Origin of the sequence: Nocardia sp. NPDC051833, from assembly GCF_040681225.1 — a bacterium.
GTDB lineage: Bacteria > Actinomycetota > Actinomycetes > Mycobacteriales > Mycobacteriaceae > Nocardia.
The window spans coordinates 386,688-401,808 of sequence record NZ_JBFAYK010000002.1 but is presented as its reverse complement, the minus strand read 5'-3'; the positions used below and the strand labels follow the sequence as shown (position 1 = coordinate 401,808).

Here is a 15,121-nt window from a genome sequence, read left to right as displayed (position 1 = left end):
CCGCGAACGGTCCCGCTCATGACGATTCTGCACAGCGACATCCTGCGCGCCGAGGACGAGGACATCCCGTCGAACGCGGCGACGGTGGCGGCGCGCGCCGAACGGTTGCTCGCGGCGTTGAACGCCGCGCGTGAGGTGTTCGTCGCGCACGGCTATCACGGCGCGAGCATGGATCAGATCGGTCTGCGGGCGGGCATGAGCAAGCCCGTGCTCTACACCCTGTACGCGAACAAGCTCGATCTGTATCTGGCGGTGCTCCAACATCATCTGGACCGGATGGTCGGCGGGATCCGCAACGCGCTGACCGGCGCGAGCGGCCAGGAGGACAAGGTCCGGCGCGCGGTGCGGGCGTACTTCGACTTCGTCGACGACGACCCGGACGGGCATGTGCTGATCTACGAATCGCCGGTGCCGAGCGAACCGAGCGTGCGCTGGCGGGCCCGGCACGCCTTCGGGGAGTGCGCGGTGCTGGTGAGCGCCGAGTTGCGCGCGGCCGGGATGGACGACGCGCGGGCGTTCGCGTGCGCGTTCGGGGTGGTCGGTGCCAGTCATCAGGCGGCGCGGCTGTGGCTGGACACGGGCAGGCCGATTCCCAAGCAGGACGCGGTGGAGACGACGGTCGCCCTGTGCTGGAACGGGCTGGCCGGGATCGGCTGACCGTGGAAGGGATTCAGTCGGCGATGGCGGGCAGGGGGCTGCCGTCGAGGAGTTCGTCGCTGGGCAGGCGGCCGATGAGGACGGCCAGGGCGCGCTTCCAGCGGCGCACGACCGCTTCGCGTTCGCCGAGGGTGCCGGTGAGCATGGCCGTCATGGACAGGCCGGTGAGCAGGTCGATGGTGAATTCGACGAGGACTTCCGCGCGCGGGTCCGAGGCGTACGGTTCGCCGACGACGTCGAGGTAGAGCCTGCGCATCTCGGTGAAGACGCGGCGCTCCTCGTGGACGAGGCGTTCGCGCAGCTCGGCGTCGGTGCGGGCGGCGACCCACAGGTCCAGGGCGGTGAAGAAGGCCGGGCTGTTGAGGTCGCGCCAGGCCAGGTCGACGATCGATTGCAGCCGGTCGCGGCCGGCGGGCAGGAGTTCGGCTTCGCGCTGGAACTGTTCCAGCCGCAGGTCGACGACGCGGGTGGTGGCCGCGATGAGCAGTTCCGCGCGGGTGGGGAAGTGGTGCTGTACGGTGCCGCGGGCGAGTCCGGCGCGTTCCTGGACGGCGCTGACGGTGGTCGCCGCGTAGCCGCGTTCGAGCAGGCATTCCGCCGTGCAGGCGAGGATCAGGGCCCTGGTCGAGGCCCGGCGTTCGGCCTGGGTGCGGCGCGGTTGTTGCAGGGTCACCCGACAAATCGTACGCGGTGACGGTAAGAAGGGCGAACGCCGGGCGAATCGGTGTGTGATTGCCTATTGACGCAGAGACAGCAACCTGATGCAATCAAGAAACCGTACGCAGTAACTGTTTCTTCCGAGTGAAGGGCTGCGATGACGCAGATCTCTCATATTCGCCGGGGCGCCGGCTCGCCGATCGTGCTGGTGCACGGGCTCGGCAGCCGCTGGCAGATCTTCGCGCCGGTGCTCGATCTCCTGGCCGAGCGCCACGAGGTGATCGCCCTCGACCTGCCGGGATTCGGCGACACGCCGGCACTGCCCGGTGTGCTGCCCGGCCCGCGCGGGTATGCCGACTGGCTGGCGCAGTGGCTCGGCGACAACGACATCCGGCGCCCGCACGTCGTCGGCAGCTCCATGGGCGGCGGTATCGCGCTCGAGCTGGGGCGTTCCGGTGTCGCCGCCGCCGTCACCGCCTTCTCCCCGGTGGGCTTCTACGGCGGGCCCGGCCTGCGCTGGGTCCAGGGTTCGCTGACCGCCATGCGCGCGGTCGCGCGCTTCGCCGGTCCGGCGCTGGACAAGGCGGTCGCCTATCCCGCCGGGCGCGCGGCGCTGCTGTCCGTCATGTTCGGGCATCCGACCCTGGTCGCCCCCGACGCGGCCCGGGTCGACCTGGCCGGATTGGCGGGCGCGAGCTCGTTCGCCGCGGCCCGCGACGATTTCGCCACCTACGTCCTGGACGCGAGCGACGACCCCGGCGCGCTCACCGGCATCCCGGTGACGATCGCCTGGGGCACCCGCGACGTCGTGCTCACCCACCGCACCCAGAGCGCCCGCGCGCGAGCGGTGCTGCCGTTCGCCCGCCACACCGACCTGCCCGGATGCGGGCATCTGCCCTTCAGCGACGCCCCCGAGCTGTGTGTTCGGACCATCCTCGACAACCGGAGTGCGCCATGAAACCCTCGATCGCGGTCATCGGCAGCGGATTCGGTGGCCTGGCCGCCGTGATCGCGTTGAAGAAACGGGGCTTCGACGACATCGTCGTGTTCGAGAAAGCCGACGAGGTCGGCGGCGTCTGGCGCGAGAACACCTACCCCGGCGCGGCCTGCGATGTGCCCTCGCCGTTCTACTCGTACTCCTTCGAGCCGAATCCGCGCTGGCCGCACCGCTTCTCGCGGCAACCGGCGATCCTGGACTACATCCGCGACGTCGCCGACAAGTACGACGTGCGCCGCCACATCCGCTTCGGCACCGAGGTCACCGGTGCGGCGTTCGACGACACCACCGGCAAGTGGACCGTGCGCCTGGATTCGGGCGACTCGGTCGAGGTCGACGTCGTCGTGCCCGCGGTCGGCCAGCTCTCCCGGCCCGCACTGCCCGCCATCGAAGGCCGGGAGACGTTCGCGGGCAACACTTTTCATTCCGCCGAGTGGAACCACGACATCGATCTGACGGGCAAGCGCGTCGCGGTGATCGGGACCGGGGCCAGCGCGGTGCAGTTCGTGCCCGAGATCCAGCCGCGCGTCGGGAAACTGACCCTGTTCCAGCGCACCGCGCCCTACATCGTCCCGCGCCCGGATCGTGAATTCAGCGACCTGCACCATCGGGTGTTCGAGAAGCTGCCGGTGACCGAGCTGGCCGAGCGCGGCACCTGGTACAGCGTGGTCGAGGGGCTCAGCCTGGCCTGGGTCTACGCCAAGCCGCTCGCCGCCACCATCCGGGCGATCTCCAAGTGGCACATGCGCAGGCAGACCGCGGCCAAGCCGGGCCTGTTCGAGCAGGTCTGGCCGGACTATCCGATCGGCTGCAAGCGGATGCTGTTCTCCGACAGCTACCTGCCCGCGCTGACCCAGCCGAATGTCGAGGTGAGCACCGACAAGATCACCGGGATCACCCCGGCCGGGGTGTGCACCGCCGACGGGCGCGAGCACGAGGTCGACGTCATCATCTGGGGGACCGGGTTCAAGTCGACCGAGTTCCTCGCGCCGATGGCGATCACCGGCACCGGTGGGCTCGAACTCGACCAGGAGTGGCGCACCGGGGCGCATGCCTACTACGGCATGACCGTGCCGCGGTTCCCGAACCTGTTCATCATGTACGGGCCCAACACCAATACCGGTGGTGGCTCGATCATCTACTTCCTCGAGGCCCAGGCCGAGTACCTCGGTGACTACGTCGCCCATCTCGCCGCGACCGGCGCGCCGCTGACGGTGCGGCCCGAGGTCGAACAGGCCTATGACGCCCGGATCCAGGACCAGCTCACCGACAGCGTGTGGAGCCGGTGCTCGTCGTGGTACCGGCAGGCCGACGGCCGGATCACCACGAACTGGCCGCTGCTCGGAATCCAATACAAGAAGCAGGCGCGATTCGACGCCGCCGACTACGAGGTGATCTCCGCATGACTGACTACGACTACGACGTGATCGTCGTCGGCTCCGGATTCGGTGGCAGCGTCACCGCGCTGCGGCTGACCGAGAAGGGCTACCGGGTCGGGGTGCTCGAATCCGGCAGGCGCTGGAACGCCGAGGACTACCCGAAGACCAACTGGAACATCCCCAAGGCCATCTGGGCGCCGCGGCTGGGCCTGACCGGGCCGCAGCGGATCAGCGTGCTCGGCAAGTGCCTGGTGTTCAGTGGTTCCGGTGTCGGCGGTGGTTCGCTGATCTACGGCAACACCCTCTACGAACCGCTGCCCGAGTTCTATCAGGACCGCGCGTGGGCGCACATCACCGACTGGAAGAGCGAACTCGCGCCCTACTACGACCAGGCCAAGCGGATGCTCGGCGTCGTGGAGAACCCGCGGATCGGCCCGAAGGACGAAGTGCTGCTGCAAGTCGCGCGCGGGTTGAACGTCGCCGACACCTTCCATCGCACCCAGGTCGGGGTGTTCTTCAACGAAGGCGAGGAGGGCGTCGAGGTCGAGGACCCGTACTTCGGTGGCGCCGGTCCGCGGCGGGCGGGCTGCATCCACTGTTCGGACTGCTTCACCGGGTGCAAGCACAACGCCAAGAACACCACCACGGTCAACTACCTGCACCTGGCGGAAAGCCGGGGCGCGCAGGTGCATCCGCTGACCACGGTCACCTCCGTCGCGCCCGACGGCGACGGTGGCTACCGGGTCGAGACCGTCGCGTCCAACGGGTGGCTGCGCAAGGAACGGCGCACCTTCACCGCGCAGCAGGTGGTGTTCGCCGCGGCCGCGCTGGGCACCCAGAAGCTGCTGCACAAGCTGCGCGCCGACGGTTCGCTGCCGCAGCTCTCGCCCCGGGTCGGTGAGCTGACCCGCAGCAACTCCGAGGCGATCATCGGCGTCACCAGCAAGTCCCGCAAGGACTTCTCCCAGGGCGTGGCCATCACCTCCTCCATCCATCCCGAGCCGCAGACCCACGTCGAGGTGTGCACGTACGGCACCGGGCAGAACGCGCTGTTCCTGCAGACGGTGCCGATGGTCGACGGCGGCGCGTTCCGGTTCCTGCGCCTGCTGCTGACGATGCTGCTGCACCCGATCCAGTTCCTGCGGTCGCAGAACGCGCACGGCGCCTCGAATCGGTCGGTGATCCTGCTGGTCATGCAGTCGCTGGACAACTCGCTGACCTCGTACCTCAAGGGGCGCAGGCTGGTCACCAAACAGGGCAGCGGTGAACCGAATCCCGCGTGGATCCCGCTCGCGCACGACATCGCCCGCAAGTACGCCGACGAATGCGACGGTGTCAGCGGCAATATCGCCACCGACATCTTCAACATCCCCGCCACCGCGCACTACATCGGTGGCTGCACGATCGGCGATTCCAGCGACACCGGCGTGATCGACCCGTACCAGCGGATCTACGGCTACCCGGGCCTGCACATCGCCGACGGCAGCGCGATCACCGCGAACCTCGGCGTCAACCCGTCGCTGACCATCACCGCCCAGGCCGAACGGGCGATGGCGTTCTGGCCCAACAAGGGCGAGGCCGATCCCCGCCCGGCGCTGGGTGCCGGCTACCAGCGAGTCAGCCCCGTCGCCCCCACCCGGCCCGTGGTCCCCGAGTCGGCGCCCGGCGCGCTGCGCCTGCCCGCATGACCCGCTCCGGAAAGGACGCCATGACCGCCACCGCACAACTCGCCGCGCTCGAACCCGCCTGCACCAGGGCGGCGGCGCTGGCCCTGTTCGACAGTCTCCCGCCGGTGTCGCCCGCGGAGCTGACCGGTCGATGGCACGGGCGCGAGCTGGCCACCGGGCACGGGCTCGACGGGCTGCTCGCGGCATCGGGCTGGTACGGCAAGCAGTTCGACGGCGTCGACAGCGTGCATCCGCTGCTGTTCCGCGCTCCCGCGGGCGAGATCTTCGCCGTCGACCCGAAGCGGGTGCCGCTGGGTATCGCCGACAAGGTGCCGCACACGCTCGTACGGCGGGGCCGCGGCCTGCTCGGGGTGCTGAAGCCGGCGTTGCGCACCCGTGACTATCGGGCGCGGTTGCGGTCGGTGGAGCATCGTGGGGTCGTGACGGCGGCGATGGTCTACGACCATCTGGCGATCATCGACGTGTTCCGCCGGGTCGACGAGGACACCGTGTTCGGTCTGATGGACTTCCGTGACCTGCCCGATCCCTATTTCTTCGTTCTCGGTCGGGACTGACACACAACACCGCTGGTGAATCGGCGGGATCAAGGGTAGGCATGGGATATGGAACGGCTCGTCGAAAGGACGGCAGGCCATGGCTACACATCCCGACCCGTGGGCGACACACGTGGATCCGCACGTACACAGGTTCCCTGATACCGAACGCACCTTCCGCTCCCACGCGGGGGAATCCATCCAGGACTCCCTCAACTGGCCCGGACTGCTCCTCATCGGCATCGGCATCGTCTTTCTCGCCGCGACCTTGACGGCCGCGGGTTCCGGCTTCGCCGGGTGGGCAGTGATCGCAGGGGTGATCTGCGGCGTGTGTCTGCTGACGGGAGTGACGATCGTGCTGGCCGAACATCGCCGCATCAAAGTCGGCGAGGGACTGCACCTGACCGACCCCGCCGGTCACTGAGGGTGCGGCCGTAGTCCACGTCCGGGCGGGTTTCACCCGCCCGGACGGTGGTCGTCGTGTCAGGTGCGGCGGCTCTCCAGCCCGTCCAGGATCAGGTCGAGGCCGTAGGCGAACTCGGCGGTGTGGTCGTAGCCGGGTCGCAGCGCGTGGTCGACGATGAGCTCGGTGAGGTACGGCAACTCGCCGTCGGGCAGGCTCGCGAGGATGTCCGACGCGACATCCTCGACCTCGGTCGGCGTCGTCACCGGCAGATTCGCTTCCTGCAGGACATAGCCGCCGACGTAGCTGTCGATCAGCGAGACGGCGTGCGCCGCCATCGGCAGCGTGAAACCGGCCGTGCGCAGCACCCCGAGCACCGCGTCGTGGTGGCGCAGTGTCGCCGGGCCGGGATGGCGGCGGGAGTCCATCAGGCCCAGTGCCCAGGTGTGCTGGGCCAGGACCCGGTGCGCCGAGTGCGCGCGGGCGCGGATGGCGTCGCGCCAGTCGTCGTGGTCGGTGGGGGGCAGGTCGATGGCGGCGAAGACCGCGTCGACCACGCCGTCGAGGATCGCGTCCTTGTTCGGCACATGGTGATACAGCGACATCGCCTCCACCCCCAGTTCCTGGGCGACCCGGCGCATCGTGATCGCCTCGGCGCCCGCGCGGTCGGCGACGCGGATTGCGGCGTCGAGGACGCGTTCGCGGCTGAGGGGTGGTCGGGTCATCGCAGCTCCCAGGGTGGACGGCCTTGACAGTCTTACACATGTAAGTCAGCCTTACAGGTGTAAGACCAGCCGGGATGTCACAGTGAGGAGAGCCCGATGCCGATGCCGCGGTGGTGGGGTCACATCAACAAGCGGGTGTTCAATCCGCGCGCGATCAAGGGCGGGAAATGGCCGGTGCTCACCCACGTCGGCCGTCGGTCGGGGGCGATGTATCACACGCCCCTGGACGCCTATCCCGTCGACGGGGGCTACCTGTTCGTCCTCGTGTACGGCGCGCGCTGCGACTGGGCGCAGAACGTGCTGGCCGCGGGCCGGGCGCGGCTGCGGGTCGACGGGCGGGAACTCGATCTCACCGCCCCGGTCGTCGTGGGGGAGGCCGAAGCGTTCCGGGCGCTGGCCGACGACGTGACCCGGCCGCCGAAGCTGCTGCGCATCACCGAGTTCCTGCGGATGGACCTGGCCGCCTGATCCGCTCGCGGTGAGCGCAACACTGGACAGCGCCGATCGTGCGCCGGCGAAACGATTGGACGGGCGTCCATCTTTGCCGCACTGTTGACGATCATGAGCGAACATCCGGCCCAGCGGCGCACACTCGCCGTGCTCGTGACGGCCCAGATCTTCAGCGGGGCGGGACTGGCCGCGGGCATCACGGTCGGCGCGCTGCTGGCACAGGACATGCTCGGATCGACCGGGCTGGCCGGTCTGCCCAGTGCCCTGTTCACCGTCGGGTCGGCGGCGGCCGCGGTCGGGGTCGGCCGGATCTCGCAGCGGACCGGACGCCGGGCCGGCCTCACCGCCGGGTATCTGGTCGGGGCCCTCGGCAGTTTCGGTGTCGTCGTCGCGGCCGTCACCGGGAGCATCGCCCTGCTGTTCGCGTCGCTGATCGTCTACGGCGCGGGCACCGCGACCAGCTTGCAGGCCCGGTACGCGGGCGCCGATCTGGCGACCCCGGCGCACCGGGCCCGCGCCATCAGCACGGTGCTCGTCGCGACGACGGTCGGCGCCGTCGTCGGCCCGAACCTGTTGCACCCCATGGCGAGTCTGGCCACCGCCTGGGGCATCCCGCCGCTGTCGGGGCCGTTCGTGCTCTCCGGCACGGCCTACCTGCTCGCCGGTCTGGTGCTGTGGGTGCTGCTGCGACCGGATCCGCTCGTCCTGGCCCGGGACATGGCCGTCGCCGACGCACCCGCCGCCACCGATGATCCGACGCCGACCAGGACCTGGTCGGCGCCGATCGTGGCGGGCGCGACCGTCATGGTGGTGACCCAGCTGGTGATGGCGGCGGTCATGACCATGACCCCGATCCACATGCAGCACCACGGCCACGATGTCGGCGCGGCGGGCATCGTGATCGCGGTGCACGTGGCCGGGATGTATCTGCCCTCGCTGCTGTCGGGCATGCTCGTCGACCGGATCGGCGCCGGTAGGGTCGCCGTCGCCGCGGCGGGCACCCTGGTCGCGGCCGGACTGGCCGCCGCCCTGGCCCCGCCGAGCTCGGTGCCTGCGCTGGCTGCCGCCCTCGGCCTGCTCGGACTGGGCTGGAACCTGGGCCTGGTCGCGGGCACCACGATGATCGCCGACGCCACCCCCGTGGCGACCCGTGCCCGTACCCAGGGCACCGTCGACGTCGGGATCGCCGTCGCGGGCGCGGGCGGCGGCCTCGGCTCCGGACTGATCGTGGCGGCGGCCGACTACCCCGGCCTGGCCTACCTCGGCGCGGCGATCGCGCTGCTCATCGTCCCGGCGCTGGCCTGGAGCACGCGCCGCCCGCCCGCCGATGCGCGGCCACGTCCGGTGGATGCCCGCGTCGACGGCTGACCGTTCTCGTGCGATGATCGCCGGATGACCGGCCCGGCCAGCACCACCCGCATCCTCGGCCTCCTCGGTGGCGTCGCCGTGATCCTGCTGCTCACCAACTGGAGCCCGATGCGCGCGGTCGCCTACGCCGTCATCTGGTCCGTAGCGGCCGTCGTCCTGGTCGTGCGCGATCGCCGACGGCCCGCGGAGACGTCCACCCCGGAGTAGCCGCCAATCGTGTGGACCCGATGAGGCGGCGACCCTAGGATCGTCGGATCGTGTCCGGGCAGTGGGGGTAGTGGTCGTGTCAGCCGTACGCAACGGTGCCAGCTGGATCGTCTCGTTCGTCCCGCTGCTCTCCCTCGGCCTGCTGACCTGGCCGGTATTCGCCGTCCTCGCCGTGCGCGCACGGTCGTGGCCGCTGGCCGGCGCCGCGCTCGCGTACCTGGGGCTGCTGGTCCTGGAGATCTGGGCGATCGAGTCGGACCCGGTGCGCGACACCGTCTTCGACGTCTGCCTGTTCGGGCTGATGGTGGGCGGCACCGCCCACGCGATCGCGGTGCGGCGTCGATGGTTCCGGACTACGCCGGTCGCGGTGGACCTCGACGTGGTGTCGGCCGAATACGCCGTGGTCGCGGCCGGGACGATCACCGTCGACACCACCCAGACCGTCGAATCCGCACCGGCGCAACGAGTGCTCGACGAGATCGATCAGCTCGTCGAGGAGAGCATGCGCGACGGCGAACCCCGCATCGGCTACGACTACGACGACCCGACCTACCCCGACTGCCCCAACCCGCACTGCGAGGAATCGTGGCACGGGCTGGCCATCACCGAGCGGATGGAGCTGATGCGCGACTACGGCGAGGTCGATGTCGACTACGACTACCACGCCGACGACAGCCTCGTCCTGTGCCCGGGCTCGGCCTTCGCCGGGGAGTGGCCGACCCCGCCCCGTATCCGGGAGCCGGAACATCCTGTGGTGCAGGTGGATCCGGCGCCGGAGCCCGATCCGATGGCCGAGGCCGCCGCCCGGGCCGACCGGCTGTGGACGGCACTCGCGCGACCGGCGCTCGCCCTCGTGGTCACCAGCTGGCTACTCGCGCTCGTCTCGATGTTCCTGGCACCGACGCAGTGGCGCTGGCTGACGGTGCTCGTCGGTGCCGTGGCGCCGGTGTGCGTCGGCTGGCTGTACGGGCGGCGCGCCGAGCTCTTCCCCGCCGGTTACGTGCGCGTCCACGTCCTGGCCCGGCCCGCAGTGGTCTTCGCCGTCGGGCTGGTGGTGTGCGCGGGCTGGCTGCCGTTCCGCTGGGCACGCAACCCACCGCTGGAGGCGGCGGACGGATACTTCGCGCTGATCGTCGCGTGTGCGCTGGCCTGTGTCGGGCACGCGGTCGTGCAGATCGGCCGGGTGCTGCCGGTGGGCGCCGCCGAGACCGATCCGAAGGCGCACGGGGAGAACCTGGTCGTGCTCGGCTTCGGCTGGATGATGTTCGGTCTGCCCAGCACGTTGCTGTTCGGATGGGTCACCAGCTACTGGGCGTACCAGCCGAGCGCGGTGTGGGCGGCGGTCGCGATCAACGCGCTCCTGGTGGCGGCCCTGTTCGTGGAGGCGGGCACGATCAAGATCATCACGAAAGCCCGGGACGACGGCGATCTTCCGATGATCGTGTTCTTCACCATCGGCGCGGGCGCGCTGCTGGTGTGGTCGTCGCTGCGGATCGCGGCGACCACGTTCCAGCCGTGAGGTCGGTCGTGGGCGAGAATGAGCGGGTGCTGATCCGCATCGTGGGGACCCGGATGCCCGGCTCGTCGTGCCGACCCGCGGGAGCGCCGCGCTACACCGACATCCACGTCGGGGTGCAGCGCAAGAACCGCCCGCGGGAACTTCTCGATCCGCAGCCCGGCGACGCGGAATCGGTCGGCTGGACACTGGACTGCACCGTCGACGGCACCGACGTGCGCGGACCTCACGTGCAAGGCCGCCCGGGCGAGCGGTTCGTCTACCTCAGCTGGACCGCCGCGGGCGAAGACGGCACCCCCACCATGTTCCGCCGCGCGAAACTCATGCTCGCCGACGTCCCCGCGGACGTCCTGGCCGCCGCGACGATCTCCGGAGTCCTCGAGGCCCGGCTCGGACTCACCGACGCCACCGGAAACCCGGTGTGCGCGCGAGTGACACCGCCTGCGATCGCCTGGACCGCCGGGTCCTGACCATCAGGCCGAGACCGGTTCGCGGCCGGAGCCGTCCAACGGCGGATAGCTGTCGCCCCCGATGCGCTCGGCCGCCGCGATGTAGTCGGCCAGCGCGTCGCGGGACCGGGCCAGCCGGTCGATCTGCTCGGTGATCCGCCGCATCCGTGATCGCATGGCGCCCAGCAGTTCCGGGCACCCGGGCAGCTCGGGGACCTCGCCCTGCGCGCACGGCAGCAGGTAGGCGATGTCGTCGGAGGACAGTCCAGCGCCCAGCAGATGCCGGATCTGCTGAACGCGCAGGACCGAGCCCTCGTCGTAGACGCGATAGCCGTTCGCGCTCCGGTCGGCCGTGAGCAGGCCCTGCGCTTCGTAATAGCGCAGCTGATGGGCATTGACACCCGTCCGATGGCTCAGTTCGCCGATCCGCATCCGCATCCTCCACTTGACCTTCACACCGGTATGAACGTCGACGATGCTGCCATGAACAACACCACCGCCACACCCGTCACCGTTCTCGGACTCGGCCTGATGGGCCGTGCCCTCGCCGGCGCGTTCCTGAACGCCGGGTACCCGACCATCATCTGGAATCGCACCGCCGCCAAGGCCGACGAGCTCGTGGCCCGCGGCGCCCGCCTGGCCCCGACGGTCGGCGACGCCGTCGCCGCCGGGTCCCTCACGATCCTCTGCGTCACCGACTACCCGGCCGTGCGCGACCTGCTCGGCGACACTGTCCTCGCGGGCGCGACCCTGCTGAATCTGACCTCGGGTGACTCGGCCCAAGCCAGGGACACCGCCCGCTGGGCCGCGTCGCGCGGTGCCCGCTACCTCGACGGCGCCATCATGGCCATCCCCTCGACCATCGGGACCGCCGACGCGGTCGTCCTCCTCGGCGGCGCGCACGACGACCTCACCGCGCACCGATCGACCCTCGACACGCTCGGCACCGTCCGTCATCTCGGTGCCGACCACGGCCTCGCGTCGCTCTACGACGCCGCCGGTCTGGCCATGATGTGGAGTGTGCTCAACGCCTGGCTGCAGGGCACCGCGATGCTCCGGGTCGCCGGGGTCGACGCCGCCACCTACGCGCCGTTCGCGCAGGAGATCGCCGCCGGTGTCGCGACCTGGCTGCCCGGATACGCCGCCCAGGTCGACAGTGGCGCGTTCCCCGCCGAGGTCGCCGCGCTGGAGACCGACGCGCGGTCGATGGCGCATCTGATCGAGGAGTGCGAGGCCCTGGGCGTCAACGCCGAACTGCCGCGATTGTTCAAGGCGATGGCCGATCGCGCGATCGCCGCGGGACACGGCGGCGAGCAGTATCCCGTGCTGATCGAGGAATTCGGCACACCGCACCGCTGATCCGCTCGGTGCTGTCGGGCGGCAGCGCAGGCCGGGAATCTCAGCAGGCGGCGACGAATGTCGCCACGTCGTCGGCGATCTCGGCGACGCTGGGCATCGCGGCGATCTCGTCCGCCACCGATCGGGCGGTGGCGGCGAGGCCGGGATCGCTGATCAGGGTCGTGAGATGGTCGGCGGTGATCGCGCGGGCGGCGACCGACAGTCCGGCGCCGCGGCGCTGCACCGCGGTGGCATTCCAGGCGCGGTCGCCTGCGGCGGGGGTGGCCAGCTGCGGAACTCCCGCTCGCAGGGCGGCGAAGACCGACCCCGCGCCCGCGTGGTCGACCATGGCGGTGCAGTGCGGGAGGGCCTCGTGCAGGGCGATCCAGCCCGTCGTGCGGACATTGCCGGGAAGATCGCCGGTGCGCGCGATCGTGCGGTTGGGCCGGACGATGACGATCTCGGCGTCGATCTCGGGCGCCGCGCGAATGATCGCGCGCAGCATCGCGTCCGGGCCGTCACCGAGCATCGTGCTCCGGGTGACCAGGATGCGCGGACGGGTGGCGGGTTCGCGCAGGAACGGTGGGGTGGTGACGCCGGGCGGGGCGTACGGGGTGTAGCGCAGTGCGCGCCCGCTCACCTCGACGATGCTCGGTGGCGCGATCGACAGCGTCTGCGCCGGTGCGGGGACGTCGGTGTCGGTGAGCAGGCGCAGCAGCTCCCGGCGCAGGACGGTGCCGTCGTCGAGGGCGATGTTGTGCAGGATCGTGGGCACGCCGAGCTGGGCGGCCACGATCGCGGCGGCCGCGGCGAACGGCTCGTGCACGATCAGCTGGGGCCGGAACTCGCGGGCCGCCGCGAGCAAAGGCGCGAGCATCGGCCGGTTGGTGACGGCGAAAACCCGGGCGCCACCGCGTGGCTCGGCCATGCCGTGCGCCGAACGCACCGCCAGCAGGGGATGGGTGCCGAGACCGCGCACCGCCGACCGCAGATAGTGGATCGGCGGGGCCACCTCGGTGACCGGGATGTGCTCGCCCACCGCGTCGGCGGCGGCACCACCCGTGGCGAGAAGGACCTGATGCCCGCGCCGCTGGAGCAGAGTGGCCAGCGGCATCATCGGGAACAGGTGCCCGAGCAGCGGCATCGCCACGAACATCACCCGCATCAGGCCTCCGTCGCTCGTGTGGCCGCGTCCCGGGCCCCTGCCGTCATACGGAACAGCGGCGTGCCGGGTTCACCCGGTCAGCCGGCGGCACCGTGATAGAAGAATTCGCCCAGGCCGATCGTGAACACCAGGCAGCCGTAGAGCGCGTGCTCGACGGACACGGTCAGCAGCGAGCGGGTGCGCCGATAACGCTCGGCGAACAAGAATCCGGCGGCCGTGCTGAGCAGCACCGAGAGCCAGCTGCCGAACATCAGGTGCGCGATACCGAACGCGGCGGCACTGGCGGCCACCATCCGGGTGCCGTCACCGAACACGGGCGCATATCGGTGGAACAGGAACGCGCGGAACAGCAATTCCTGCGGATACACGCTGACCAGCGGATAGAACACCAGCACCAGCACCCACAGCAGGGGCCGTTCGCGGGGCAGATCGAACAGCGACGCCGGGCGCAGCACCGCGACGGCGATCCCGAGACCGACCGCGGCGATCGCCCACACCGCGAGCATGCCAGGCAGCGCGGCCCGCAGTGCCTCGGGCCGCCAGAAGTCGCGGCGGTCGAATCCGGTGTGGCGCAGATACACGACCACACCACCGGCGACGACGAGCAGGAACGGCAGCGGCCCGACCCCGCGCAGGAACACCGCGTACAACACGGCCACCCCGAGGAAGAGGACGACGAATTCGACTGTGAGCCATGTCTTCCGGCTACCCACGCCGGTATCGACGGTCATGCGTCCGAGCCTAGCCGCGCCGGTACGATCGCGCCGGGCCGGAATCAGCCGAAGGTGGCCAGCAGCGCGGGCAGGGCCGTCCCGATGGGCTCGCGGATCACCTCGTCGGCGAGGGCGTCGTAGGGCGTCGGTTCGGCATTGACGATGACCAGCCGGGCGCCGTGCTCGGCGGCCATCCCGGCCAGCGAGGCGGCGGGCTGCACCTGCAGACTCGTCCCGACCGCGATGAACACGCCGCACGCCTGCGCGATCGCCATCGCGTGGGCAAGCACGTCGGGATCGAGGGCTTGGCCGAACATGACGGTGGCCGTCTTGAGGATGCCGCCACACCGCAGGCAGGCCGGATCGTCCTCGCCCGCCGCGATCCGCGCCAGCGCCGCCTCGGTGGTGGTGCGGTCACCGCATTCGGTGCAGATCGCGGTGCGGGCGTTGCCGTGCAGTTCGACGACCTTGCGGTCGGGCAGGCCGGCGAGCTGGTGCAGGCCGTCGACGTTCTGGGTGAGCACCCGCACCGGCACCCCGCTCGCGGCCAGCGCGGTCACGGCGTGGTGGGCGGCGTTGGGCTGGGCGCGCCAGGCCGGGTGTTCGCCGCGCATGAGCCAGGAACGACGGCGGATGTCGGGATCGCGCATGTAGTAGTCGTAGGTGACCAGTTTCTGGGCGTCGGGGTCGCGCTGCCACAGGCCCTGCGGTCCGCGATAGTCGGGGATCCCGCTGTCGGTGGAGACACCGGCGCCGGACAGGATCGCCACGAGGGGTCGGCTGGTCATGGGTTCAGCGTAGGGCGACCGGTCGGGGTGGTCGACGAGATTTCCCGGTGCCGATCTCACCGAGGGGGCTGCCCAATCTGGCTATTGC

At 70.5% G+C, this 15,121-nt stretch carries 18 protein-coding genes; 12 read left to right on the top strand and 6 right to left on the bottom strand.

What is annotated here, in order from left to right; translation table 11 throughout:
- The first annotated feature begins 18 nt into the window (after window positions 1–18).
- On the top strand, window positions 19–657 hold the full coding sequence (locus AB0L91_RS19895; RefSeq protein WP_355272254.1) for a TetR/AcrR family transcriptional regulator: 639 nt from the start codon (window positions 19–21) through the stop codon (window positions 655–657).
- Between the two features lie 13 nt (window positions 658–670).
- Here AB0L91_RS19895 and AB0L91_RS19890 read toward each other — a convergent pair whose 3' ends face one another.
- Entirely contained in the window at window positions 671–1,330 is a 660-nt protein-coding gene (locus AB0L91_RS19890; protein WP_365011884.1) for a TetR/AcrR family transcriptional regulator, read from the bottom strand.
- Window positions 1,331–1,471: 141 nt separating this feature from the next.
- Between AB0L91_RS19890 and AB0L91_RS19885 the strand changes: the two genes are divergently transcribed.
- From AB0L91_RS19885 to AB0L91_RS19865, 5 genes are all read left to right on the top strand, one after another.
- On the top strand, window positions 1,472–2,272 hold the full coding sequence (locus AB0L91_RS19885) for an alpha/beta hydrolase (protein ID WP_365011882.1): 801 nt from the start codon (window positions 1,472–1,474) through the stop codon (window positions 2,270–2,272).
- On the top strand, window positions 2,269–3,717 hold the full coding sequence (locus AB0L91_RS19880; RefSeq protein ID WP_365011880.1) for an NAD(P)/FAD-dependent oxidoreductase: 1,449 nt from the start codon (window positions 2,269–2,271) through the stop codon (window positions 3,715–3,717). The genes AB0L91_RS19885 and AB0L91_RS19880 overlap by 4 nt, the downstream gene beginning before the upstream one ends.
- Window positions 3,714–5,378 (top strand): GMC family oxidoreductase, encoded by a 1,665-nt coding sequence (locus tag AB0L91_RS19875; protein WP_365011879.1) that lies wholly within the window; start codon window positions 3,714–3,716, stop codon window positions 5,376–5,378. Before AB0L91_RS19880 ends, AB0L91_RS19875 begins: the two co-directional genes overlap by 4 nt.
- A 20-nt stretch (window positions 5,379–5,398) precedes the next feature.
- Window positions 5,399–5,932 carry a DUF4334 domain-containing protein gene (locus tag AB0L91_RS19870; protein WP_365011877.1) on the top strand — a complete coding sequence of 178 codons (534 nt, stop codon included), beginning with the start codon at window positions 5,399–5,401 and terminating at the stop codon, window positions 5,930–5,932.
- 79 nt (window positions 5,933–6,011) lie between these two features.
- The gene (locus AB0L91_RS19865) at window positions 6,012–6,335 is read left to right on the top strand and encodes a hypothetical protein (RefSeq protein WP_355272246.1); all 324 of its coding nucleotides are present in this window, start codon (window positions 6,012–6,014) and stop codon (window positions 6,333–6,335) included.
- Between the two features lie 59 nt (window positions 6,336–6,394).
- Here the strand turns inward: AB0L91_RS19865 and AB0L91_RS19860 are convergent, their stop codons facing one another.
- Window positions 6,395–7,039, bottom strand: a complete 645-nt coding sequence (locus AB0L91_RS19860; RefSeq protein WP_365011875.1) for a TetR/AcrR family transcriptional regulator — start codon at window positions 7,037–7,039, stop codon at window positions 6,395–6,397.
- Between the two features lie 96 nt (window positions 7,040–7,135).
- Between AB0L91_RS19860 and AB0L91_RS19855 the strand changes: the two genes are divergently transcribed.
- The 5 genes from AB0L91_RS19855 to AB0L91_RS19835 all read left to right on the top strand — a co-directional run bounded on the left by AB0L91_RS19855 (window position 7,136) and on the right by AB0L91_RS19835 (window position 11,050).
- Window positions 7,136–7,507 carry a nitroreductase family deazaflavin-dependent oxidoreductase gene (locus AB0L91_RS19855; protein WP_365011873.1) on the top strand — a complete coding sequence of 124 codons (372 nt, stop codon included), beginning with the start codon at window positions 7,136–7,138 and terminating at the stop codon, window positions 7,505–7,507.
- Window positions 7,508–7,600: 93 nt separating this feature from the next.
- Complete coding sequence (locus AB0L91_RS19850; protein WP_365011871.1) at window positions 7,601–8,857, top strand: MFS transporter; 1,257 nt, start codon at window positions 7,601–7,603, stop codon at window positions 8,855–8,857.
- 24 nt (window positions 8,858–8,881) lie between these two features.
- Entirely contained in the window at window positions 8,882–9,064 is a 183-nt protein-coding gene (locus AB0L91_RS19845) for a hypothetical protein (protein ID WP_355272239.1), read from the top strand.
- Window positions 9,065–9,140: 76 nt separating this feature from the next.
- A complete protein-coding gene (locus AB0L91_RS19840) occupies window positions 9,141–10,583 on the top strand; it encodes a hypothetical protein (protein WP_365011870.1) in 1,443 nt (480 codons plus the stop codon).
- A gap of 8 nt (window positions 10,584–10,591) precedes the next feature.
- Window positions 10,592–11,050, top strand: a complete 459-nt coding sequence (locus tag AB0L91_RS19835; protein ID WP_365011868.1) for a DUF5990 family protein — start codon at window positions 10,592–10,594, stop codon at window positions 11,048–11,050.
- A 3-nt stretch (window positions 11,051–11,053) separates the two neighbouring features.
- Here AB0L91_RS19835 and AB0L91_RS19830 read toward each other — a convergent pair whose 3' ends face one another.
- Window positions 11,054–11,461, bottom strand: a complete 408-nt coding sequence (locus tag AB0L91_RS19830; RefSeq protein WP_365011866.1) for a MerR family transcriptional regulator — start codon at window positions 11,459–11,461, stop codon at window positions 11,054–11,056.
- A 51-nt stretch (window positions 11,462–11,512) separates the two neighbouring features.
- Here AB0L91_RS19830 and AB0L91_RS19825 point away from each other — a divergent pair, with 51 nt between their 5' ends.
- Window positions 11,513–12,388, top strand: a complete 876-nt coding sequence (locus AB0L91_RS19825) for an NAD(P)-binding domain-containing protein (RefSeq protein WP_365011865.1) — start codon at window positions 11,513–11,515, stop codon at window positions 12,386–12,388.
- Between the two features lie 40 nt (window positions 12,389–12,428).
- On the opposite strand, the gene AB0L91_RS19820 is transcribed toward AB0L91_RS19825, so the two are convergent.
- From AB0L91_RS19820 to AB0L91_RS19810, 3 genes are all read right to left on the bottom strand, one after another.
- On the bottom strand, window positions 12,429–13,532 hold the full coding sequence (locus tag AB0L91_RS19820) for a glycosyltransferase (protein WP_365011863.1): 1,104 nt from the start codon (window positions 13,530–13,532) through the stop codon (window positions 12,429–12,431).
- A 77-nt stretch (window positions 13,533–13,609) separates the two neighbouring features.
- Complete coding sequence (locus tag AB0L91_RS19815; protein WP_365011861.1) at window positions 13,610–14,263, bottom strand: CPBP family intramembrane glutamic endopeptidase; 654 nt, start codon at window positions 14,261–14,263, stop codon at window positions 13,610–13,612.
- Between the two features lie 44 nt (window positions 14,264–14,307).
- Window positions 14,308–15,033, bottom strand: coding sequence for a Sir2 family NAD-dependent protein deacetylase (locus tag AB0L91_RS19810; protein ID WP_365011860.1), 726 nt, complete (start codon window positions 15,031–15,033; stop codon window positions 14,308–14,310).
- Window positions 15,034–15,121: the final 88 nt, after the last annotated feature.